Origin of the sequence: Nocardia alba NBRC 108234, assembly GCF_001612665.1 — a bacterium.
GTDB classification, from domain to species: Bacteria; Actinomycetota; Actinomycetes; order Mycobacteriales; family Mycobacteriaceae; genus Nocardia; species Nocardia alba.
Window position 1 is genome coordinate 629439 of sequence record NZ_BDAX01000002.1, and the last position, 23143, is coordinate 652581.

Here is a 23143-nt window from a genome sequence, read left to right on the forward strand (position 1 = left end):
ACTCAATTATGAGTTTATTTGACGCCTCGGGACATACTGGACATTACTCGAACCGACTATAAAAAAGGCTTCAGGTTCGTAACACGCCGCTATTCCGGCCAATGAGAATTCACTCCAGGCAACGATGCCACGACTGCAACATCGCCCGCCCGTACGCGCCCGCACCGACGACGACGGGCTCCGCCGATAATCGGCGGAGCCCGTTGTCAGGACTGCTGGTCAGTCTTCGTAGGCATCCAGCGGCGGGCACGAGCACACCAGATTGCGGTCACCGAACGCTCCGTCGATGCGCCGCACCGACGGCCAGACCTTCGGACGGGCATGGCCGACACCGCGCGGGTACACCGCGGTCTCGCGGCTGTACGGGTGGTTCCACTCGGCGACCAGGCTCGCCGCGGTGTGGGGCGCGCCGCGCAGCGGGTTGTCGGTCACCGGCCACACACCCGCGGCGACCTGGTCGATTTCGCCGCGAATGGCGATCATGGCGGCGATGAACTCGTCGATCTCCTCGAGGTTCTCGCTCTCGGTGGGTTCCACCATCAGGGTGCCCGCGACCGGAAAGCTCATGGTCGGCGCGTGGAAACCGTAGTCCGCCAGGCGTTTCGCCACATCGTCGACCGTGACACCGGTCTGTTTGGTGATGTCGCGCAGATCCAGGATGCACTCGTGGGCGACCATGCCGTTCTCACCGGTGTAGAGCACCGGGAAGAAGGCATCGAGGCGCCGGGCGATGTAATTGGCCGACGCGATCGCGGTCAGGGTCGCCGCGCGCAGGCCCTCGGCGCCCATCATCCGGATGTAGGCCCAGGTGATCGGCAGGATCGACGCGGAACCGTAGTTCGCCGCCGAGACCGCGTGCGAGCCCGCTTCCAGCGGGTCACCGGGCAGGTACTGCGCCAGGTGCGAGCGCACCGCGACCGGGCCGACACCGGGACCGCCGCCACCGTGCGGGATACAGAAGGTCTTGTGCAGGTTCAGGTGGCTCACATCGCCGCCGAACCGGCCCGGACGAGCAAGGCCGACAAGGGCATTGAGGTTGGCGCCGTCGACGTACACCTGGCCGCCCGCGTCGTGCACGAGCGAGCACAACTCGGCGACCTCGTGCTCGTAGACACCGTGGGTGGACGGGTAGGTGATCATGATGCAGGCCAGCCTGTCGGCGTGGTCGGCGATCTTGGCGCGCAGGTCGTCGAGGTCGACATCGCCGTTGGCGCGACACTTCACCACCTCCACACGCATCCCGACCATCGCCGCCGAGGCCGCGTTGGTGCCGTGCGCACTCGAGGGGATGAGACAGGTATCGCGGTGGTCGTCGCCGCGATCGAGGTGGTAGCGGCGGATCGCGAGCAGACCCGCGTACTCGCCCTGGCTACCGGCGTTGGGCTGTAGGCTCACCGCGTCGTAACCGGTGATCTCGGCCAGCCAGTGTTCGAGGTCGGCGATCAACGTGCGGATGCCAGGGGTGTCCTCGGTGGGGGCGAAGGGGTGCAGGCGGGCGAAGCCGGGCCAGGTGATGGGCTCCATCTCGGCGGTCGCGTTCAGCTTCATGGTGCACGAACCGAGCGGAATCATGCTGCGGTCCAGCGCGATGTCCTTGTCCGAGAGCGCGCGCAGGTAGCGCAGCATGGCGGTCTCGGTGTGGTGGCGGGTGAACGCCGGGTGGGTCAGGTACTGCGAGGTGCGGGTCTCGATCGCATCGGGCTCGCTGCCCGCGCCCGCGTCGGGAGTCAGTGCGGTGCCGAAGGATTCGACGACGGCGGCGACGTGCGCGTCGATGGTGGCCTCGTCGCAGGCGATGGCGACGTGGTCGGCGTCGACCAGGCGCAGATTGATGCCCTTCGACTTCGCCTTGGCGACAACGGCTTCCGCGCCGCCGGGCACGTGCGCGAGTACGGTGTCGAAGAACGCGCTGTGCACAACGGCCCCACCGAGACCGGCCGCGACCGCGGCGGCGTGCTCGTGCACCCGGCGCGCGATGGCGCGCAGGCCGTTGGCACCGTGGTAGCTCGCGTACATCGCGGCGACGATGGCCAGCAGCACCTGGGCGGTGCAGATGTTCGAGGTGGCCTTCTCCCGGCGGATGTGCTGCTCGCGGGTCTGCAGCGCCAGCCGGTACGCGGGCGCGCCGTCCGCGTCGACGGACACGCCGACCAGGCGGCCGGGCAGCTGGCGAGCGAAGGCCGTGCGCACCGCCAGGTAGCCGGCATGGGGGCCGCCGAAGCCCATCGGTACGCCGAAGCGCTGGGTTGTGCCGAAGCACACATCGGCGCCCTGTTCACCGGGCGGAGTGCTCAGCGTCATCGCGAGCAGATCGGCACCGGCGGCGACCAGTGCGCCGCGTTCGTGGGCGGCGGCGAACAAGGCGGTCCAGTCGACGATCCGGCCCGACGCGCCCGGGGTCTGCACGATCACGCCGAAGAACTCGCCTTCCGGCAGCGACCCGGTCGACAGGTCGGCCTCCACGAGCTCGATGCCGAGCGGCTCAGCCCTGGTGCCGATGATGGTCTTGGTCTGCGGGAACAGATCGATGTCGATCAACAGTCGGTCGGACTTGGACTTGCCCGCACGGCGCAGCAGCGTCATCGCCTCGGACGCGGCCGTGGCCTCGTCGAGCATGGAGGCGTTCGCGACGTCCATACCGGTCAGATCCGACACCATGGTCTGGAAGTTGAGCAGTGCCTCGAGCCTGCCCTGGCTGATCTCGGGCTGGTACGGGGTGTAGGCGGTGTACCAGGCGGGGTTCTCCAGCAGATTGCGCACCAGCACCGGCGGGGTGAGGGTGTCGTAGTAGCCCAGACCGATCATCGAGGTGGCGACGGTGTTCGCCTGCGCCAGCGCGGCCAGTTCCTCGAGCACCCCGTGCTCGGAGGCGGGCGCGGGCAGTACGCCGAGGCCGGATTCGTCAAGGATCGTGGCAGGCAACGCCGTGGTCGCGAGTGCGTCGAGGGACTCGACGCCGATGGTCGCGAGGATCCGGGCGAGTTCGTCGGAATCGGGTCCGATGTGGCGGTCGGCGAACGAACGGGTCACGGCAGCTCCAGGTCGGGCGGGTCGACCTCATGGTCGACGGGTACCAGCCCTCCCCCTCTGTCTGTGCGCCTGAGAGATTCGGAAACCCGGCCCGTGGACCGTGCCCCTTTCCCCGTGGGCGGGCAGCCGGATGCCACCGCTTTCCAGAGGCGTCGAATCACCGTGCGGTCCCTGTTGCCTGAGAGATTGACGGGGAGGTGCTGCTCCTTCGGCGCCCCGACTCTCACGAATCGAGGACTCTCCCGCACGGCGGCGACGCGGTATCGATTCTAGATGGAGCAAACCCCCGGCCGCGCCACCAGGGGCACGCCGGGGGTGTAGCGCTCATCACTGCGGGTGGGACCGAGCCGCAACCGCAGGCACCGCTAACCGGTCTTGCGGTTCTCCCGCACCTTGCGACGGAAGGACAGTTCGTCCTCGGGGCGGTCGGTGATGGCGGTCGCCCGCTCTGCCGGGAAATCGGCGATCGCGCCGGTCAGTTCCCGCATGGCGCCACCCACGGCAATGCCGAAGACGCCCTGGCCGCCCTGCAGTAAATCGACGACCTCCTCGGGCGAGGTGCACTCGTACACCGAGGTCCCGTCGGAGAACAGGGTGATCCCGGCCAGATCGCCCACGCCACGACTGCGCAGGTGATCGACGGCGATCCGGATGTTCTGTAAAGAGATGCCCGCGTCCAGCAGCCGCTTCACGATCTTGAGGACCAGGATGTCCTTGAACGAGTACAGCCGCTGGCTGCCCGACCCGGCCGCACCACGAATCGACGGCACGACCAGCCCGGTCCGGGCCCAGTAGTCGAGCTGACGGTAGGTGATACCGGCGACCTGACACGCGCTCGGCACCCGGTAGCCGACCAGATCATCCGGAACCGAGTCGTCCGGGAACAAGCCAGGCTGCACGACATCCTGCGTTTGTTCTTCCACTGATCGCTCCTTCTGCCGACGTTCTCGGGTCGGAGTCACGACGGATGTTGCCCGACTTTCGAGGTTACTCCTGCCATTGTCGGACCTGCGGTGTCGTCACACCAAGCACCAAACGCCGCGATTCCCTGGACCTCTACTTCAGGATGAGTCTTCTGGCGGCTAGCGCCGCGGGCGCTCAACTGTCGGTGGCCTTGAAGTCGTCGGGTGAGACCGACTCCAGGAACTCCTTGAACTTCTCCACCTCGTCCTCGCGTTCGTCGGGCATCACCAAGCCCGCCTCGGCGAGCACCGGCTCCTCTGCATAGATCGGGCACCCCACGCGCAGGGCGATCGCCACCGAGTCCGACGGTCGCGCCGAGACCCGTAGGTCGCCGTCGAAGACCAGATCGGCGTAGAACGTGCCCTCCTGCAGATCCACGATCCGCACTTCCTTGAGTGTGTGTCCCAGCTCGGTGATCAGAATCTTGATCAGATCGTGCGTGAGCGGACGGATCGGCGTGACCCCCTCCTGCTCGAGCACGATCGCGGTGGCCTCGGCCTGCCCGATCCAGATCGGCAGATACCGCTCCCCCGAAGCCTCCCGCAGCAGCAGCACGGGCTGGTTCTGTGGCTGCTCGACACGGATGCCGATGACACGCATCTCGCTCATGAGTAAGTCCTGCCTCCCATACTCGGCCGCCGGCCGGCACGACAGCTGCACAGCTCGCCGTATCAACGAGTCTAGGCGAATTCTGAGACGCGCAAGGAAGACGTTCGAGCCGAAATCGGTGTGTAGCCGGGGCGATACCTGATCATCCGGCCGGGTGTGTCAGCCGCCGAGGGCTGTGCGCACCGCGGCTTTCACCAGTGCGGCGTGCAGGTTCAGCGACAGTGCCGCGAGTTCGCGGACGGTCTCCTCGGCGCGAGCGCGCGCATCGGCATCACGGCTCTTCGCGATCGGCGCGGCGATCTGCGCGATCAATGCTGCCTCGCGGTCGGCGGCGAGCTTGAAGGCGCGCAGATGACGTGCCTCCAAACCGAATTCGGCCATCGCCTTCGCCGCGTGCGCGAGTGTCACCGCGTCGGACTCGAAGAAGCCGCCCACACCGGGGACGATCAGTCCCGCGCGCAGCAGATCGTCGAGAAAACGGTCGTCGATATCAGCTTTGGCGAGCAGGTCGGACCTGGTCAGCCGCACGCCGACATCGACACGTAGTTCCTCGGAGGTTATCGCGCCTGCGACGATGCCGAGGCGACGCGGCGCGGCCGGACTCGTCGCCTCGGCATCGGCGCCCGCGGGGCCGGACACACTGTGCCCGGCCTCCGCGGTGCCGTGGTGGGAATGCGCGCGGGCGCGCGCTTCACGCACACCCAACGTCGCAGCGCCACTGTCGATCGCTTCCAACTGTTCCTTGATCACCTTCAACGGCAGGTACTGATCGCGTTGCGCGGTCAGCACGAAACGCAGCCGTTCGTAATCGGCCACCGAGAACCGCCGGTATCCCGACGGTGTCCGTTCCGGCCGGATCAGGCCCTCGGATTCGAGGAACCGGATCTTGGAGATGGTGATATCAGGAAAATCTGGTCGCAGCAGGTCGAGTACGGAGCCGATCGACATCCCTCCGCGCGCCCACTGCGCCGCCCCTGTCACAGCACTGTGCCCTTCGCGGGCACCAGTACCGGTGGGGTCATCGCGACCCCGCGCCCGACGCCGACTCGTTCGCCTGGGTGCGCGGACCGGTCAGGAAGACCAGCCGGAACTTGCCGATCTGGACCTCGTCGCCGTTCTGCAGCTCCGAGGAATCCACCGGCTCCCGGTTGACGTAGGTGCCGTTGAGGCTGCCCACATCGACGACCTGGAACGAGTCGTCGTCCTGACGGAACTCGGCATGCCGACGGCTGACGGTGACGTCATCCAGGAAGATGTCACTGTCGGGATGGCGGCCGGCCGAAGTGGTCGGCTGATCCAGCAGAAAACGCGAGCCCGCGTTCGGGCCACGCTTGACCACCAGGAGGGCCGCACCGGCAGGCAGGCCCTCGACGCCCTGAACCGGCTGTTCGCCGGCCGGCTCTGCGGAGCGCGACGCGTCGACCTCGTTGAGGAAGTCCGCGCGGAAGACCGATGTCGTCTCGGCCGCGGTTTCCCCGTAACCCGGGTCCCTGTTCTCGCTCACCGTTTCTCTCCTCCTCGAACCTGATTATCCATGCAAGCAGGTGCTGTATTCGGCGACACGACCGGCGCGATCACATCGCCAGGATAAAGATCCCGGCGTCGATTCCCCGACGTATCCGCTTGGCTTTGACCGTACCCTGCCGGGGCGTGCCCGTGCAGGGAGAACTGTGAAGGCTGAGTCAGCCCCCGATAACTCCTTGATAACCCGCCGCATCCAGCAGTTCACCCAGGGCGGAATCGAGAGTTGTCTCGTCGTCGAACGCGAGCTCGAACAGCCATCCTTCGTCGTAGGGATCTTCGTTGAGCGTCTCCGGCGTCTGGACCAGATCCTCGTTCACCGCAACGACTTTGCCGGTGAGCGGGGCGTAGATGTCGGACACGCTCTTGGTCGACTCGACCTCGGCGATGCTGTCGCCGACGGTCACGTCTGCGTCGACCTCGGGCAGCTGGACGAACACGACGTCACCCAGCTGTGACTGGGCGTAATCGGTGATGCCGACACGGACCGCAGTGGGGCTGGTCCGCCGCACCCATTCGTGCTGTTCGGTGTAGCGCAGTTCCTCAGGGGTCCGGGTCACTGGACGTCCTTTCATCGTCGACGTTGCACGCAACAGTATCGACTAGCTCCCACGGTGGGGCACAGGCGGTATCGATCGCGCGACCGCGATCGCGAGCCCCGCGTAGAGCAGCCCGGTCCAGACATAGAGCGCCGTGCCCCAGATCAGCAATGCCCAGCCGAAGGCCCATCCGAAACTCGCCCCCGCCCAGTCCATTTCCCCGGTCAATATCCACGGCAGGGCCGACATCAGCGCGAAAGTGGCCGCTTTGCCCAGGTAGATCACTTCCGGCGCGGGTAGTTCGCGCCGCTTATATACCGAAAGGGTCGCGGTGAGCACCAGATCGCGTGCGATCAAGATCACCGCCAGCCACCACGGCAGCAGGCCGCGCACGACGAAGGCCACCAGGGTGGTCACCAGGTAGAGCCGATCGACGAGCGGATCGAGCAGCGCTCCCAGCCGCGAGGACTGATCGAGCAGGCGGGCGAGTTTGCCGTCGAGGAAATCGGTGAAACCGCTGGCGATCAGCAGGGCGAAGGCCCAGCCGTCGGCCTGGCGGACCAGCAGGAGCCAGAGGAAGACGGGGATGCCGATCAACCGCACCACGCTCAATGCGTTGGGCACGGTCAGGATGCGGTCGCTGAACACGCCACCGTTTTCGGTGTCGTGCGTGCCCGGCGTTCCTGATTCGGTTGCCACGCCCATGCTTACCTCAGCGACCCCGGCTCGCGCCATCCGGCCACGCCGAAACGCCGTCAACTCCGCTGTGTATCGAATGCGGCGCTGCCCGGCGCGCGGCGAACGACTAATCTGGGCAGTCGTGTCCGACAGTGGTATCGATCTGCGCTCCTACGTTTCCGCGGAGGACGCCCGCGAACGCGGCCGGGCGGCCAGCAAGCGGGTGCCCGTCACCGAGCGTGACCGCGCCGCGGCGAGCCCCGATCGCCCGACGGTGCGCGAATTCATCGACATCAGCAACCGGGGCCGGATCGAGCGGCTGGTGCCGCTGCGGATCGGCCGGATGATCGCCTCGCCGTTCACCTTCTTTCGCGGTGCCGCCGGTCTGATGGCCGCCGACCTCGCCGCCGGGCCCGACAGTGGTCTGGCGGCCCAGATCTGTGGTGACGCCCACGCCGCCAACTTCGGCCTCTACGGCACCCAGCGTGGCGAGATCGTGATGGATATCAATGATTTCGACGAGACGGTCATGGGCCCGTGGGAGTGGGATCTGGAACGCCTGGCGGCGAGCCTCGTGCTGGCGGGACGAGAGAGCGGCGTCGACGAGGACGACTGCCTGCGCGCGGCACGCGATGCCGCCCGTTCCTACCGCCACACCGTCGCCGACCTGGCCGACATGCCGTTCATGCAGTCCTGGACCGCGCTGCCCGACGAGTCGATCCTCACCAGCGCCAAAGCCGAGGACCTGCTCGACGACTTCAAGAAGGCCGCGAAGAAGGCCCGCAAGAACACCAGTGCCAAGGTGGTGGCGAAGTGGACCGAGCACCTCGACGACCACGAGACCGACATCCGCAAGCATCGCTTCGTCAGCGATCCGCCCGTGCTGACCGCGGTCGAGCGGCCGGTGTCGGAAGCCGTAATCGACGGACTGCAACGCTACGCGGGCACGATCAGGGAGTCCCGCCGCAATCTGCTGGCCAGGTTCGCGGTCTCCGATGTCGCTTTCCGGATCGTCGGCACCGGCAGCGTCGGGCTGCACAGTTACGTGGCGCTGTTGCACGGCAACGACGGCGAGGCGGTGGTGTTGCAGGTCAAACAGGCGCGTCCGTCCGCGCTCGCCCCGTTCCTGCCGCCCGCCGAGCCCCGGCACGAGGGCGAACGGATCGTGGTCGGCGCGCGGAGCGTGCAGTCCGAGACCGACATCCTGCTCGGTTGGACGACCATCGAACTCGACGAGTCGCTGCCGTTCATCGTGCGCCAGTTCCGCAATCTCAAGGGCAGTATCGACCCGGCGGCGCTGTCGGCCGACGATCTCGACGACTACGGTCGGCTCGCGGGCGCGCTGCTCGCCCGTGCGCACGCACGCTCGCTCGACCCGCGCGCGCTGGCGGGGTATCTGGAAACCGACGACGATGACGACGACCGGTTCGAGGACTCGGTGGCAGGCTTCGCGGTGCGCTATGCCGACCGCACCGAGGCCGATCACGCCGAACTCGTCGCGGCCGTGGCGGACGGCACGATCGCCGCCGAACAGGATTGACCGAGCTACGATGTACGCCAACGGTTCTCGGCACAGCTCCCGTGTGCGCAGGGCCGCGCCAACGACCAACGAAGGGCGGTCTCCATGCTCGTGCGCGTGCAGAATGCGGCAGGCAGCGATGCCGAGGCGGCACTGATCGATTGGTTGCGCAGGTGGAAGGACCCATCGAGCCCGCACGGCGTCGCCACGATCAACTGCAGCCTGTTCCACCAGGATCGGCTGCACCAGTTCGACGCGGTGGTCTGGACCCCGACCAGTTGCGTGATCATCGAGGCCGAGATGTTCACCGCCCCGCAGGACGGCGTGCTGGAGATCCCGCTCAACGGTCCGTGGATGGTCTCGGGCGAACTCGCCCAGTTCGCGGGCGCGGAGAAATCCACGCCGCTGGAACGTTCGCGTGATCACACCTTCGCCCTGCAGGACTATCTCGCCGCGCGCGGGCTCGGCCAGCGCGCGGTGCACGGTCTCGGCCTGATCGTGCCGATGCCCGGCGCCCAGATCGACGTGCACCAGGGCTGGAGCGATCCGAGCTTCGATGTGATCGTCACCGACGACCCGTATCGGCTCGAGATGTACTTCGAATTGCTGGCCGAGAAGGAACACAACCTCTGGACGGCCAACGACGTCGCCATCGCGTTCCGTGGTCTCGGCATCCTGCCGTACCTGCCGGCACCGCAGGATCTGCTCAACGAGGGTTTCCTCGGTCCGATCGACGTGACGCTGTGGCACGGCGGGCCCACCCAGGCGGCCGCGGAGACCTACGCCGAGGAACAGGCCGAGTACGAACGTCAGGCGCAGTCCCGTGGCATGGTCGCGCCGTGGTACAGCCCGTGGAAGCTGTATCCGCGGATCGACGGCGATCTCGATTTCGGCCGGGCGTTCCTGCGGATCACCCTCGCCCTCGGCATGATCGTGGCCATCGTGTGGGTGCTGTGGTTCCTGGTGACGGCGGTGCTCACCTACGGTCCGGCCTGAACGGGACCGCGCGGCGGCCGTCGTCGCGTCCGTGATCGTTCGTGGCGCCGGCGTTGTCCGGATGACGATGATCGGCGCCGGTGCCGCACTGACCGCGACGATTCCGTTGACGTTCTCCGCGCACGGCGGCCCGAGCGAGCTCGATCGCGTGGTGTCGGACAACACCGTCTCCCCCGGTCTCGCGCAGGTACTCGTCGCACCGAGCAACGCGCCGGTGGTCGTGGCGCTACTGGTGGCCGCGAGTGCCTGGTTCGCCGTGCGCCGGCAATGGTGGAAGGCCGTGACGATGCTGGTGGTTCCCGAGATCGCGTTGGCGGCCAACACCTGGCTGCTGAAACCACTGTGGGATCGGCAGCTGGACGACCACCTCGCCTACCCGAGCGGGCATACCGTTCACATGGTCGCTGTCGCAACAACTTTCGCGTGCCTGGTGACCGATATCCGGATCCGGATCGCGGCCGCAGCCGGCACGGCGTCCGCGCTGATCATGATCACCGCGGGCATGGTCGAACTCGGGTACCACCACGCCACCGACGTGCTCGGTGGCGCGGCGGCGGCCCTCGCCATGACGGTCGGGCTGTGCTGGATCTGCGAGGTGCTGCACCGCCGCGTCTGACCGCCCACCCGACGGACCCGCGCCCGGGCCCGTCCGTCGACGAGCCGGGCGCGGTGCACGCCGCTACCGACGATCGAAAACGCTGGCGTCGCTCAGCATTTCGGCGCGCAGCATCGTCTCGGGCACGCCCATCGCCTCCACCAGCGTCAGCGCGTCGGGGCGCAGCCGGTCGACGAGTTCGTTCACCCCGCGCCGCACCGCCTTGGCCCGCTCCACCGACATGAACCGGTGCATGATGTACCAGGCCAGGTTGTCCTCCAGCGAGGCGTACACGTAGAGGTCGCAGACGGTCTCGGCCAGCGCCTTGGCATCCGGGTCCTCGATGAGGGCGATGCCGTCGACGAATTCCTCGAGCACGAGCCGGTCGATGTGCGCCGTGCCCGCCGCCAGGATGTGGTCCTGAGCATTGTTGAACGCCTCGAACGGGCCGGTGTCGGCGGCGCGGGCGCGCAGTCGGTGCGCGGCGGTGCGCAGCAGGTAGTCCTCGCGGTCGGCGAACAGCTGCAACTGGACGTCGCGTTTGGACAGGTCGCCTTCGTCGACGGTCTCGTCGTTGCGGTCACGCAGGGTCTGGATCAGCTGGCGCACACCCGAACGTTTGCGCACCACGTCACCGGCCATGGTGGCCGCGAACCGCACCCAGCCCAGTGCGTCGAGGTCGCGAACCTCGTCGGAGTAGGCCGTGAGCAGCTCCTTGGCCACCAGCTGGGTCAAGACGACATTGTCACCCTCGAAGGTGGTGAAGACATCGGTGTCGGCTTTCAACGTCACCAGACGATTCTCGGTGAGGTAGCCCGCACCACCACAGGCCTCGCGGCATTCCTGAATCGCCCGCGTGGCGTGCCGGGTCTGGGCGACCTTCAGACCGGCGGCACGCTTCTCCAGCGCGCGCTGGGAACTCGTTTCGGTGTCCTGGCCGCGCTGGACCAGGTCCATCCGGCGCACGAGGTCGTTCTGGGCGAAGGCCAGCGCGAACGACTTCGCCACCAGCGGCAGCAGCCTGCGCTGATGGCTGCGGTAGTCCAGCAGCAGGGTCTCCTCGCCGGTGTCGGGGTCGGCGAACTGGCGGCGTGCCAGCGCGTACCGCACAGCGATGCTCAGCGCCACCCTGGTGCCCGCCGCGGCCGCGCCGCCGACGCTGACCCGGCCGCGCACCAGCGTGCCGAGGGTCGTGAAGAAGCGGCGGCTCGGGTTCTCGATCTCGGAGCTGTAGGTGCCGTCCTCGGCCACGTCGGCGTAGCGATTGAGCAGGTTCTCGCGGGGGATCCGGACGTGGTCGAAGACGATCCGGCCGTTGTCGACACCGGGCAGGCCGCCTTTGAGACCGTCGTCGTAAGTGGTCACGCCGGGCAGGTCGGCGCCGAGTTCGTCACGGATCGGCACCAGCAGGCAGTGCACCCCTTTGCTCTCGCCGCCGACGATCAACTGCGCGAACACCGCGGCCATCCGCGCGTGGACCGCAGCGCCACCGATGTAATCCTTGCGCGCCGACGGGGTCGGGGTGTTGACGACGAATTCCCGCGTGGCCGGATCATAGGTGGCCGTGGTCTCCAGATCGGAGACGTCGCTACCGTGCCCCGACTCGGTCATCGCGAAACAGCCGAGCAGGTCGAGCGAGATCAGTCGCTTGATGAAGTCACGGTGACGTTCGGTGCCCAGGTTCTCCACCGCGCCGCCGAACAGGCCCCACTGAACGCCGGATTTCACCCACAGCGACAGGTCGGCATAGGCCAGCATCTCCAGACCGGTGACCGCCCCGCCGGGATCGCCCGTGCCGCCGTTCTCGGGCCGGAAGCCCCGCTCTGGGTAGCCCATGGTCGCGATGGCCCGCATCTGGTCGAGCACGCGAGCCCTGGCGGCGTGGATGTCGAGTTCGGGATCGTCGGTGAATTCCGCGCCGGCGAGCTGGGTTCGCGCCTGTTCCCTGACCGTGCGCCACGGTCCGTCCAGCGCTGCGCGCAGGTGTTCTGCCGTCGTCGTTGTGCCGGTAGCCATGTACTCGACAGTAGCCCGCGCACGATGTGTCCCCCAGGCCCGAAACTCGGTTCGGGCGAAAGTCTTGCCCACCGATTGAACATACGTTTAACATATTGAACATGCGTTCAGCCGATCTCACCACCGCCGCCAGGATTCGCGACGCCGCGATCGAATTGTTCGGTGAGCAGGGCTTCGGCGTCGGCGTTCGGGCGATCGCCGCCGCGGCGGGAGTCTCGCCCGGGCTGGTGAATCACCACTTCGGCTCCAAGGACGGCCTGCGCGCGGACTGCGACGATCGTGTGCTCGAGATCATCCGCGACGAGAAGTTGCGGGCGATCCAGGCACCGGGTCCGGCGGGGATGCTGAACGCGATGGCCGAGATCGAGATGTACGCCCCCCTGGTGGCCTACATGCTGCGCAGCTTCCAGGCAGGCGGCGCGCTCGCGGAGTCGCTGCTCGAACACATGATCACCGACGCGGAGCAGTACATGCGGACCGCCGTCGAGGCAGGCAAGATCAAGCCGAGTCGCGATCACGCCGCGCGGGCCCGCTACATCGTGCTCTGCCACGTCGGCGCCATGAATCTCTACCTCCAGATGCGCCTGCACCGCGACGGAAAACTCGACTACCGCAAGGCGATTCGCGCCCTCTCCGACGAGATCACCTTTCCGGCACTCGAGCTCTACACCCAGGGATTGCTCACCGATTCGACCATGCTCGACACCATTTTCGAGGAGTAGACGATGCCCTCCCCCACCACCGACCGGGTCATCGATGTCGCGGACCTGCGAAAGACCTTCGGCCGCTTCACCGCGCTCGACGGACTCGACCTCCAGGTCGGCGCCGGCGAGATCCACGGCTTCCTCGGCCCCAACGGCTCGGGCAAGTCCACCACCATCCGGATTCTGCTCGGCGTCCTCCGCGCCACCGGCGGCGAGGCCGCGGTCTTCGGCCGTGACCCGTGGTCCGATGCGGTGGAACTGCATCGCCGGATCTCCTATGTGCCCGGCGATGTCACCCTGTGGCCATCGCTGTCGGGCGGCGAGACGATCGATCTGCTCGCCCGCATGCGCGGTGGATCGGACCGGTCACGGCGCGACGAGCTGATCGAACGCTTCGACCTGGACCCCACCAAGAAGGCGCGCGCGTACTCCAAGGGCAACCGGCAGAAAGTCGCACTGGTGGCGGCGTTCTCGGCGAACGCCGACCTGCTGATCCTCGACGAGCCGACCTCGGGTCTCGACCCGTTGATGGAGCAGGTCTTCCAGGACTGCGTGCGCGATGCCGCGGCCCGCGGAGCGACGGTGCTGCTGTCGAGCCACATCCTGTCCGAGGTCGAGCACCTGTGTGACCGGGTCACCATCATCCGCGCCGGGGTGACCGTCGAATCCGGTTCACTGAACGAGCTCCGCCACCTGAGCCGCACTGCCATCACCGCCGACCTGATCGGCGATCCCGGTGACCTGAGCACCATGGCCGGTGTCGGTGACGTCGAACGGGACGGTTCGACCCTGCGCTGCCAGGTCGACGCCGACCACCTCGGCGCACTGATCCGGGTACTCGGCGACGCGGGGGTCCGCAGCCTGACCAGCGCCCCACCGACCCTCGAGGATCTGTTCCTTCGCCACTACCACGTCGACGACGCCGAGAAGGTGCGAGCATGACCGCGATCACCCGTACCGCAGGCGAATTCGCCGGCACCGGTCAGATGCTGCGCCTGTTCCTGCGCCGCGATCGGGTGGTCGCGCCGCTGTGGTCGCTGCTGATCGGGCTGATGCCCGCGCTGCAGATCGTGTCGATCGAGGACATCTACAGCACCCAGCAGCAGCTCGACCAGTTCGCGGCGACCACGGCGGCCAGCCCCGCGCTGATCGCCATGTACGGGCCGGTTTTCAGCTCGGCGGTCGGTTCCATCGGCACCTGGAAGGCCGGTGCGATGTACGCGATGATCGCGATCGCCGCGGTGCTGACGGTCATCCGCCACACCAGGGTCGAGGAGGAGACCGGGCGCGCGGAACTGGTGGGCGCCACCAGCATCGGCCGCTTCGCCGGGCTCACCGGCGCGCTCGCGCTCACCTACGGCGCTTCGGTGCTCGCCGGAATCGCCTGCGCCGCCGGCCTGATGGTTACCGATCTGCCGATCGCCGGATCGGTCGCCTTCGGCGCGGCGCTCGCCGCGTCGGGTGTCGTCTGGGGTGCGGTGGCCGCGGTCGCCGCACAGGTCAGCACCGGCGCGCGGCTCGCGCGTGGGATCGCGCTCGGCACGCTGGGCGCGGCGTTCGCGGTGCGCGCGGTCGGTGACGCGGGAAACGGTGTGCTGTCCTGGTTTTCGCCGCTGGGGTGGTGCCTGCAGATCCGCCCGTTCGCGGACGAGCGCTGGTGGGTGCTCGTGCCGTCGGCGGCGCTGGCCACCGGCGCGACCCTGCTCGCCTATCGGTTGCTGCGGACCCGCGATATCGGGGCGGGCCTGCTCGCCGAGCGCCCCGGACCGGCCGTGGCGGGCACCGCGCTGTCGGGTCCGGTGGGTCTGGCCTGGCGACTGCAGCGTGGTTCGCTGATCGCCTGGACGACCGGTTTCGCACTGTACGGCCTGCTCATCGGCGGTGCGGTGAACAGCATCGGAGGCATGCTCGATGACAGCGGCACCCTGCGCGACGTGGTCACCTCGATGGGCGGGTCGGCCGATCTGGAGAAGTCGTTCATCGCTTACGCCGTCACCATGCTGGCCGCCGCGGCCGCCGCCTACTCCGTGTCGGCTGTGCTGCGGTTGCACGAGGAGGAGAACTCCGGGCGTGCGGAAACCGTCCTGGCCGCGGCGGTGGGGCGCGTGCGCTACGCGTCGAGCCATCTGCTGTTCGCGATCGCGGGCCCGGCCGTGGCGCTACTGACCGCGGGCCTGGCGATCGGCATCGTCTGGGGTGCCACGAACGGCGATCTCGCCGGCAGAGTCGGCGAATCCCTGGGCGCGGTCGCGGTACAACTTCCCGCGGTCTGGGTGATCACCGCCGTCGCGATGGTGTTGTTCAGCGCGCTACCCCGGTACGCCACACTCGCCTGGGGCGTGCTGAGCGCGGTGATCGTGATCTTCCTGCTGGGTTCGCTGGGTAGCTTGCCGCAGTGGATCCTCGACCTCGTGCCTTTCGTCCATCCACCGAAATTGCCGGGTGCGGCGTTCGACCTCGTGCCGATCGCCTCCCTGATCGCCGTCGCGGGAGCGGGAATCCTGGTCGGTCTCCTGGCCTGGCGCCGACGCGACCTGCGCTGACCGCCGAGCACGCGCTACCCAGCCGAACAGGGGTGGTGAGGCGACCGCACCACCCCTGCGTCAGTACGCCCCGTCGCCGCGAGTGACCACCCCGATGGTGCGCGCGATCAACGCCAGATCCAGCACCATCGACCAGTTCTCGACGTAGGACAGGTCCAGGCGCACCGAATCCTCCGGCGACAGATCCGACCGCCCACTGACCTGCCACAGCCCGGTCACGCCCGGCTTCACCAACAGCCTTCGCCGCATCTCCCCGTCGTAGCTGTCGACCTCGCGTTGCACCTGCGGCCGGGGCCCGACGACGCTCATGTCACCGCGCAGCACGTTGAAGAACTGGGGCAGCTCGTCGAGGCTGTACTTGCGCAGGAACCGACCGACGGTGGTCACTCGCGGATCGTCTTTGACCTTGAAGAACAGCGGATTTCCACCGTGGCGCTCGATGAGCGCCTCCACCGTGGTGTCGGCGTCGACGAGCATGCTGCGGAATTTGATCATCCGGAAGGCGATCCCGTCGCGCCCGATCCGCTCCGACAGGTAGAACACCGGCCCCGCACTCGTCATCTTGACGGCGATCGCGATGGCCACGAGCATCGGCGCGACGAGCACCAGCACGGTCACGGCGAAACACAGGTCGAACAACGCTTTACGGCTCGACTTCGCGCGTTCGTAGCGTGGGGGATCGATGTGCAGCATCGGCATCCCGGCGACGAGTCGGTTGGTCAGCCGCTCCCCCGCGATGTCGGCGACGCCGGGCGCCACGATCAGATCGACGCCCAGCGGATCCAATGCCCATGCCATCCGGCGCAATTCGGCGGGTCCGAGATGATCGGTCGCGGCCACGGCCACCGAATCGGCGCCACTGCGGCGCACCGCCTCCAGCACCGAACGATCGTCGCCGAGCACCGACGGCCCGTCCGACGTATCGAACTGCGCGCCGACCGATCCCGCGGGCACGCAGACACCGACCACGCGATAGCCGGAGCCGGGATCGCCCGTGAACGCGGACGCCATCGCCTGCGCGGCCTCCGGAGAACCCACGACGAGCACCGCGATGTGACACCGGCCCTTCGCCCGCCACCGCCGCAACCGCCACCTCCAGGCCAACCGCCCCACGACCAGCGCGATCAGCCCGGCGGGCAGGGCGATGGCGAGATAGCCCCGCGCGACCTCCACCCGGAACAGCAGCGCGAGGATGGCGAGCACACCGAACAGCCGCAGGGTCGCCGACACCAGCCTGCGAAACTCCTCGGTCCCGGTTCCGACCACCTGCGGCGTGCGGGTGCCGTATCCGTGCAGCAGCGCCAGCCACCCGCCGGCCAGCGCCAGCGACACCACGGAGTAGCCGATCTCATACGGCAGCGGCCAGGCCAGGGGCGGCGCCGCGGGCCCGTCGAAGCGGATGACCTGCGCCGCGGCGACCGCCCCGAACACCGCGATCACATCGGTCACCGCTAATCGCTGACCCAACGCGGTCTGCCAACTCTCGCGCTGCGTACGGCGCAGCACTTCGACACCGTTGACAACATCCACGTCGCCATTCCCGGTGAGCTCGTAGCTCATGAACCCACACCTCCCCTTCGGGAGACAAAAATCGTTTTCCCGATCCCCGTCGATCGGAACGCGGCCGTTGCGACCGGCCTACTTCCCGTCGATTCGAAACCCGCCCGCTGATTGTTACAGACCACCAGTAACGGTTCTTCCCGAAGACTCACCGCCACAAACGATTCCGGTAGTTAGCCAAGTCACAACGCGAACGAAAAGCTATCACCGAACCGCTATTGCCTTTCGATATGAATGCAGAACAATCACTCCAATGAGTGATCGGCATCACAGAGTTGTGAGGAATGGTCACCCGCGCCGACAGTTAGCCGGTGCCGGAATAACCCGGTGTGAGCCCGAAAATTACCATGAATCTGTTTCGGTCCGTAGGGTTCGGGCCATTCCTGATGCCCGCCGCTGTAACGTCTCGGCCCGCCGGTTCGACTTCCGGCATGACCGGCACGCACCGCGGCAGCTCGGGTGAACAGGTATGAAGGTGGGCTCCACGTGCAATGTCGACTCTGTGATTCCGAACGGCTCACGAGCGTGCTCGACTTGGGCGCCACCCCGCCCTGCGAGAGCTTTCTGTCCGCGGCCGAACTCGACCTGCCCGAATCGACGTATCCGCTGCACCTGCGGTTGTGCGAGGACTGCCTGCTGTTGCAGATCCCGGCGCTGATCACCCCCGAGGACACCTTCACCGAGTACGCCTACTTCTCCTCGTTCTCCGACAGCTGGGTCCGCCACGCCGAGCAGTTCGTCGCCACGACCGCCGAGCGGCTCGACCTGGGTGGCGATTCGTTCGTCGTCGAGGTGGCCAGCAACGACGGCTATCTGTTGCGGCACGCGGTCACGCGCGGCATCCGTTGCCTGGGCATCGAGCCCTCGGTGAATGTCGGGCTCGCGGCCCGCGAGATCGGCGTGCCGACGGAAACGGCGTTCCTGGATCAGGATTGCGCCGCCCGGATCCGCGCCGAGCACGGCCCCGCCGACCTGGTGGTCGCCAACAACGTCTACGCCCATGTGCCCGATCTGCGCGGGTTCACCCACGCACTGCGCACCCTGCTCAGCGACGACGGCTGGTGCAGCATCGAAGTGCATCACGCGCTGAATCTGGTCCAGCTCGGCCAGTTCGACACCATCTATCACGAGCACTTCCAGTACTACACCGTCCATTCGGCACAGCGCGCGCTGGCGATCGCCGGCCTGACGGTCGTCGATGTGGAACTGCTCGACACCCACGGTGGCTCGATTCGGCTGTGGGCCCGCCCCGACGCCGTCGCCGAACCCACCGCCGCCGTCGGCGAGGTCCTCGACCTCGAGCGCGCGGCGGGCTTGCACGAACCCGCCGGCTACGCCACGCTCGGCGCCCGCGCCGAAGCGGTTCGCCACGAGCTGCTGCGTTTCCTGCTCGACTGCCGCGCTGCGGGAAAGCGGGTGGTCGGCTATGGTGCGCCGGGCAAGGGCAACACGTTGCTCAACTACTGCGGCATCCGACCCGACCTGCTCGAGTACACCGTGGATCGCAACCCCTACAAGCACGGCCGCTACACCCCCGGCACCCGGATCCCGATCCATCCGACCGAACGCATCGACGCCGACGAACCCGATGTCGTGCTGGTGCTGCCGTGGAATCTCGAAACCGAGATCACCGCCCAACTCGGCCACGTCGGGCAGTGGGGTGGCGAGCTGATCTACCCACTGCCGGTGCTGCACCGCGCCGCCACGGCAGTCGACCCGGCCGTGGCGGGCGCACTCTCCGAATGAAGGTGATCGAACCGATGAAGGTCGTACTGTTCTGCGGCGGATACGGCATGCGCATGCGCGGCGGATCCGACGACATCGTCCCCAAGCCGATGCAACTGGTGGGCCCGCGCCCGCTGCTGTGGCACGTGATGCGCTATTACGCCCACTACGGCCACAAGGAGTTCGTGCTGTGTCTGGGCTACGGCGCCGAGCACATCAAGAACTTCTTCCTCAGCTACCAGGAGTCGGCGTCCAACGACTTCGTCATCCGCAACGGCGAGGTGGAACTGCTGAGCAGCGACATCAGCGACTGGACGATCACCTTCGTCGACACCGGTGTGGAATCCGCGATCGGGGAGCGACTGCGCCGCGTGCGCGAGCACCTCGACGGCGACGAGTACTTCCTGGCCAACTACGCCGATGTCCTCACCGACGCCCCGCTGGACACCATGATCGACCGCTTCCACGCCTCGGGCGCGGCCGCGTCGATGATGGTGGTGCCGCCGCAGTCCTCGTTCCACTGCGTCGACGTCTCGCCCACCGGTGAGGTGAAGGACATCGTGCCGGTCGCGCAGATGCCGCTGTGGGAGAACGGCGGATACTTCGTGCTCAGCCAGGAGATCTTCGATCTGCTGCCCCCCGGTGGCGATCTGGTAGCCGACGCCTGCGGAACCCTCGCCGGGCAGGGCAGGCTCTTCGGGTATCAGCACCTGGGCTTCTGGAAACCGGCCGACACCTTCAAGGAACGCGCCGAACTCGACGACGCCTACCGCAACGGCACGCGACCGTGGATGGTGTGGGACCGACCGTGATCGGGTTGTTCACCACCCCACCGCGCCGGATCGCGGTACTCGGCGCGCACTGCGACGACATCGCGATCGGGATGGGAGCGACGCTGCTCGCGCTCACCGGCGCCGATCCCGGAGTCGAGGTGCGGGCCCTGGTTCTCTCCGGCGGCGGGACCGCTCGCGAAGCGGAGGAACGGGCGGCGCTCACCGCGTTCTGTTCGGGCATCGAGCCGCAACTGCACGTCCTCGATGTGCCCGACGGCCGCGCGCCCGCGCACTGGGACCGGATCAAAGACGCGCTGGCGGCCTTTCGACGGGGCGGCGAACCCGACGTCGTATTCGCCCCGCATCGTGGCGACGCCCACCAGGACCACCGCTTACTCGCCGAACTGGTGCCGACCGAGTTCCGCGACCACCTGACCCTGGGTTACGAGATCCTCAAATGGGAGACCGACACCCCAGCGCCGACCCTCTACCACCCGTTGAGTCACGCACTCGTACAACAGAAGTCGCGTCTGCTCCACGATCACTATCCGTCGCAGACGGGCCGCGACTGGTTCGACGAACAGGCCTTCCTCGGGCTGGCCCGAATGCGTGGGGTGCAGTGCCACGCACCGTACGCCGAGGCGTTCGTGCTCGACAAAGCGATCATCAGATGGGAACAGACGTGAACATGCGGGTACTGGTCACCGGGCACCAGGGCTATCTCGGCACCGTGATGGTGCCGGTGTTGCGCGCGGCGGGACACCAGGTCACCGGCCTCGACATCGGCTACTTCGCCGATTGTCTGCTCGGCGAATTCGCCGGTGACCCCGATGGTCTGGCAGTGGATCTGCGGGCGGTGACCGTCGAGCAGCTACGCGGTTTCGACGCGGTGATCCACCTCGCGGCATTGTCGAACGATCCGCTCGGCGCCCTGGCGCCGGAGATCACCTACGACATCAATCATCACGCGTCGGTGCGGCTGGCCCGCCTCGCCAAGGAGGCCGGGGTGACCCGGTTCCTGTACGCGTCGACCTGCTCGGTCTACGGCGCCGCCGGAGCCGACCTCGTCACCGAGGACGCCCCGCTGCGCCCGATCACCCCCTACGCCGAGAGCAAGGTCCGCGTCGAGGACGATGTGGCCGCCCTGGCCGACGCCGACTTCGTTCCGGTATTCCTGCGCAACGCCACCGCTTTCGGCTTCTCGCCGCGCCTGCGCGCCGACATCGTGCTCAACAATCTGGTCGGGTACGCGGTGCTCACCGGCGAGGTGAAGGTGCTCTCCGACGGCACCCCGTGGCGACCCCTGGTACACGCCGCCGACATCGCCGCCGCGTTCGCCACCTGCCTCACCGCCCCCGCCGCCGACATCTCGTGCCGAGCGTTCAATATCGGCACCGAGGTCAACAATCTGACCGTCGCCGAGATCGCCGCTTCCGTGGTCGACGCGGTGCCCGGCTCCCGGCTGCTGATCACCGGCGAGAACGGCGCCGACCCACGGTCCTACCGGGTCGATTTCTCCTCCGCGCGTAAGGTTCTCGGCTTCGAGGCGCAGTGGACGGTGCCCGCGGGCGCGGCCGAGCTGTTCACCGAATACACCGCGCGCGGGCTCACCGCGGACGCGTTCTTCCACCGGTTCACCCGGCTGCCGCATCTGCAGGGCCTGTGCGACTCCGGGGTGCTCGACGCGCAGCTGCGCCGGATCAGTGCGTCGGCGTCAGCGTAGTCAGCAGCGCGGCCCAGCTCCCGGCCCGCGCGTCACGCGCGGAGACGGGGCCGACGGGCAGCGGCCACTCGATGGCCAGTTCGGGGTCGTCGTAGGCGACCCCGAGGTCCTCGGCGGGATCGTGCGGACGGTCGATGCGATAGCAGACGTCGGCGATCTCGGTGAGCGCCTGGAATCCGTGCAGGAATCCCGGCGGCACGTACAGGTGGTGGAACTGCTCGTCGTCGAGTCGAAACGCTTGGCGCGCACCGAATGTCGACGATCCCGGGCGGATGTCGACGAGCACGTCGTGGACGGCGCCGTGGGCGCACCGCACGAGTTTGGCCTCACCACGCCCGCCACGACCGTGCATGCCACGGATCACCCCGCGCACCGATCGCGACTGCGAATCCTGCACGAAGGCCGCCGCCGCGCCCGATATTCCCAGGTGGGCGTCGAACTCGCCCGCGTCGAAGGTACGGGTGAACAACCCCCGCTCGTCCCGGAACGGTTCGGGCACGAAGACCACCACGTCGGCCAGTTCGGTCCGCTCGATACGCACGAGGACATCCTGCCATGACCCGCCGATGCCGCGGCTGCGCGAAGACCACGCTCACTACCGTCCTCGATCTGGGGTCGGTCCCGGCGGCGGACCACTTTCCGCCACGTGACACTCCGGTCGCCGATACCGAATGTGGTCATCCGCTGCGGATGGACCGTTGCGCCGCGTGCGGGCTGGCTCAACTGGCCGACGACGACACCGTCACCGCGGAGCCGCGCGGCGTCGAACCACGGGCACTGCGCGACCAGGCCGCCGAAGCGGTGGGTCTGGTACACGCCGCCGGGCTGCTGCGCGGGTCGACGGTCACCGAGTTCGGCAGCCCCCACGGCGGCACCTGGTTGCCGCTGCTCGCCGAGCACGGTTTCACCGAGAGCACCGGCGGGCCGAGCGATGTGGTGCTCGACTGCTTCGGGATCATGCACGAACCCGATCAGCGTGCGGCGTTCGCGGCACGGGCCGCGGCGACGGCTCCCGACGGCGTGCTGCTGGTGCAATACCACTCGCTGGCCACCATCGTCGCGCAGGGACAGTGGAACGCGTTGCGGCACGGGCACTTCGCCTACTACTCGCTGTCCACGCTGCGCACCCTGCTGCGGGCGGCCGGGATGAGTGTGGTCACCGCGTGGGAGTTCGACCTCTACGGTGGCACGGTGCTGCTGGCGGTTCGCCACGGCGATCACACCCCGGATACCGTGATCGACCGACTCCTCGCGGCGGAAGCCGATGCGCTGAGTTCGACCGCCGAATTGCAGCAGACGGTCGACCGTCACGTCCATGCCCTGCGCGATTGGCTGGAAACCGCGGTCGCCCAAGACCTTCGGGTCTACGCCTACGGCGCCGCGTCCAGGGCGGTGGCCCTGCTGAGCATGGCGGGCGCGCACCGCGGGCTGCTCGCCGGCGTCGCCGACGCGTCACCGGGAAAACAGGGGTGCCGGATGCCCGGCACCGATGTTGCGATCATCTCCCCCGCCGAACTGGTCGCCGCCGAACCCGACGTCGTGCTGCTGACACTGCCGGACCTGCTCGCCGAAGTGAGCGCCGCACTGCCCGAACTCGACGGACGGTGGGTGATCGACGACCCGGCGGGCCCCCGCGGGTGATCGGTGCG

At 67.8% G+C, this 23143-nt stretch carries 21 protein-coding genes and 1 riboswitch; of the genes, 11 read left to right on the plus strand and 10 right to left on the minus strand.

The features are described 5' to 3' along the window. Positions 1-219 precede the first annotated feature (219 nt). The 7 genes from gcvP to NA12_RS04545 all read right to left on the minus strand — a co-directional run bounded on the left by gcvP (position 220) and on the right by NA12_RS04545 (position 7367). Positions 220-3030, minus strand: coding sequence for an aminomethyl-transferring glycine dehydrogenase (gcvP, locus tag NA12_RS04515; RefSeq protein ID WP_067446260.1), 2811 nt, complete (start codon positions 3028-3030; stop codon positions 220-222). Positions 3031-3185: 155 nt separating this feature from the next. Further along, positions 3186-3285, minus strand: a riboswitch (glycine riboswitch). Between the two features lie 110 nt (positions 3286-3395). Then, positions 3396-3953 (minus strand): MerR family transcriptional regulator, encoded by a 558-nt coding sequence (locus NA12_RS04520; RefSeq protein WP_131816826.1) that lies wholly within the window; start codon positions 3951-3953, stop codon positions 3396-3398. A 175-nt stretch (positions 3954-4128) separates the two neighbouring features. Continuing rightward, positions 4129-4602 (minus strand): bifunctional nuclease family protein, encoded by a 474-nt coding sequence (locus NA12_RS04525; protein WP_067446263.1) that lies wholly within the window; start codon positions 4600-4602, stop codon positions 4129-4131. 159 nt (positions 4603-4761) lie between these two features. Next, positions 4762-5550, minus strand: a complete 789-nt coding sequence (ftsR, locus tag NA12_RS04530; protein WP_132369867.1) for a transcriptional regulator FtsR — start codon at positions 5548-5550, stop codon at positions 4762-4764. Positions 5551-5620: 70 nt separating this feature from the next. After that, positions 5621-6106 carry an oxoglutarate dehydrogenase inhibitor Odhl gene (gene odhI / locus NA12_RS04535; RefSeq protein ID WP_067446269.1) on the minus strand — a complete coding sequence of 162 codons (486 nt, stop codon included), beginning with the start codon at positions 6104-6106 and terminating at the stop codon, positions 5621-5623. Positions 6107-6284: 178 nt separating this feature from the next. Beyond that, entirely contained in the window at positions 6285-6683 is a 399-nt protein-coding gene (gene gcvH, locus NA12_RS04540; RefSeq protein ID WP_243654906.1) for a glycine cleavage system protein GcvH, read from the minus strand. A gap of 42 nt (positions 6684-6725) precedes the next feature. After that, complete coding sequence (locus tag NA12_RS04545; protein WP_067446275.1) at positions 6726-7367, minus strand: CDP-alcohol phosphatidyltransferase family protein; 642 nt, start codon at positions 7365-7367, stop codon at positions 6726-6728. A 70-nt stretch (positions 7368-7437) separates the two neighbouring features. On the opposite strand from NA12_RS04545, the gene NA12_RS04550 reads away from it, so the two are divergent. The 3 genes from NA12_RS04550 to NA12_RS04560 all read left to right on the plus strand — a co-directional run bounded on the left by NA12_RS04550 (position 7438) and on the right by NA12_RS04560 (position 10471). Beyond that, positions 7438-8880 carry a DUF2252 domain-containing protein gene (locus tag NA12_RS04550; RefSeq protein ID WP_067446278.1) on the plus strand — a complete coding sequence of 481 codons (1443 nt, stop codon included), beginning with the start codon at positions 7438-7440 and terminating at the stop codon, positions 8878-8880. Between the two features lie 96 nt (positions 8881-8976). Beyond that, positions 8977-9855: a nuclease-related domain-containing protein gene (locus tag NA12_RS04555; protein WP_243654908.1), complete on the plus strand. Its 879-nt coding sequence runs from the start codon at positions 8977-8979 to the stop codon at positions 9853-9855. A gap of 31 nt (positions 9856-9886) precedes the next feature. Continuing rightward, positions 9887-10471, plus strand: a complete 585-nt coding sequence (locus NA12_RS04560; RefSeq protein WP_243654909.1) for a phosphatase PAP2 family protein — start codon at positions 9887-9889, stop codon at positions 10469-10471. A gap of 63 nt (positions 10472-10534) precedes the next feature. Here the strand turns inward: NA12_RS04560 and NA12_RS04565 are convergent, their stop codons facing one another. After that, positions 10535-12466, minus strand: a complete 1932-nt coding sequence (locus NA12_RS04565) for an acyl-CoA dehydrogenase family protein (RefSeq protein ID WP_067446284.1) — start codon at positions 12464-12466, stop codon at positions 10535-10537. A 101-nt stretch (positions 12467-12567) separates the two neighbouring features. On the opposite strand from NA12_RS04565, the gene NA12_RS04570 reads away from it, so the two are divergent. From NA12_RS04570 to NA12_RS04580, 3 genes are read left to right on the plus strand one after another with little or no spacing between them, the layout of a single operon-like run. Beyond that, positions 12568-13188, plus strand: a complete 621-nt coding sequence (locus tag NA12_RS04570; protein WP_067446287.1) for a TetR/AcrR family transcriptional regulator — start codon at positions 12568-12570, stop codon at positions 13186-13188. A gap of 3 nt (positions 13189-13191) precedes the next feature. After that, entirely contained in the window at positions 13192-14112 is a 921-nt protein-coding gene (locus NA12_RS04575) for an ABC transporter ATP-binding protein (RefSeq protein ID WP_067446290.1), read from the plus strand. Next, positions 14109-15713: an ABC transporter permease gene (locus NA12_RS04580; RefSeq protein ID WP_067446294.1), complete on the plus strand. Its 1605-nt coding sequence runs from the start codon at positions 14109-14111 to the stop codon at positions 15711-15713. The genes NA12_RS04575 and NA12_RS04580 overlap by 4 nt, the downstream gene beginning before the upstream one ends. A gap of 60 nt (positions 15714-15773) precedes the next feature. On the opposite strand, the gene NA12_RS04585 is transcribed toward NA12_RS04580, so the two are convergent. Then, entirely contained in the window at positions 15774-17273 is a 1500-nt protein-coding gene (locus tag NA12_RS04585; RefSeq protein WP_067446297.1) for a sugar transferase, read from the minus strand. A gap of 486 nt (positions 17274-17759) precedes the next feature. Between NA12_RS04585 and NA12_RS04590 the strand changes: the two genes are divergently transcribed. From NA12_RS04590 to NA12_RS04605, 4 genes are read left to right on the plus strand one after another with little or no spacing between them, the layout of a single operon-like run. Further along, positions 17760-19019 (plus strand): class I SAM-dependent methyltransferase, encoded by a 1260-nt coding sequence (locus NA12_RS04590; RefSeq protein WP_067446301.1) that lies wholly within the window; start codon positions 17760-17762, stop codon positions 19017-19019. Positions 19020-19033: 14 nt separating this feature from the next. Continuing rightward, complete coding sequence (locus NA12_RS04595; RefSeq protein WP_067447474.1) at positions 19034-19810, plus strand: glycosyltransferase family protein; 777 nt, start codon at positions 19034-19036, stop codon at positions 19808-19810. Next, positions 19807-20457, plus strand: a complete 651-nt coding sequence (locus NA12_RS04600; RefSeq protein WP_067447472.1) for a PIG-L deacetylase family protein — start codon at positions 19807-19809, stop codon at positions 20455-20457. The genes NA12_RS04595 and NA12_RS04600 overlap by 4 nt, the downstream gene beginning before the upstream one ends. Before the next feature lie 2 nt (positions 20458-20459). Further along, complete coding sequence (locus NA12_RS04605) at positions 20460-21494, plus strand: NAD-dependent epimerase/dehydratase family protein (protein ID WP_067446304.1); 1035 nt, start codon at positions 20460-20462, stop codon at positions 21492-21494. Here the strand turns inward: NA12_RS04605 and NA12_RS04610 are convergent. Beyond that, positions 21472-22035 carry a dTDP-4-dehydrorhamnose 3,5-epimerase family protein gene (locus NA12_RS04610; RefSeq protein ID WP_067446307.1) on the minus strand — a complete coding sequence of 188 codons (564 nt, stop codon included), beginning with the start codon at positions 22033-22035 and terminating at the stop codon, positions 21472-21474. The two genes, NA12_RS04605 and NA12_RS04610, sit on opposite strands and share 23 nt — an antisense overlap. A 14-nt stretch (positions 22036-22049) precedes the next feature. On the opposite strand from NA12_RS04610, the gene NA12_RS04615 reads away from it, so the two are divergent. Beyond that, the gene (locus NA12_RS04615) at positions 22050-23135 is read left to right on the plus strand and encodes a class I SAM-dependent methyltransferase (protein ID WP_067446310.1); all 1086 of its coding nucleotides are present in this window, start codon (positions 22050-22052) and stop codon (positions 23133-23135) included. The last annotated feature ends 8 nt before the right edge of the window (positions 23136-23143 follow it).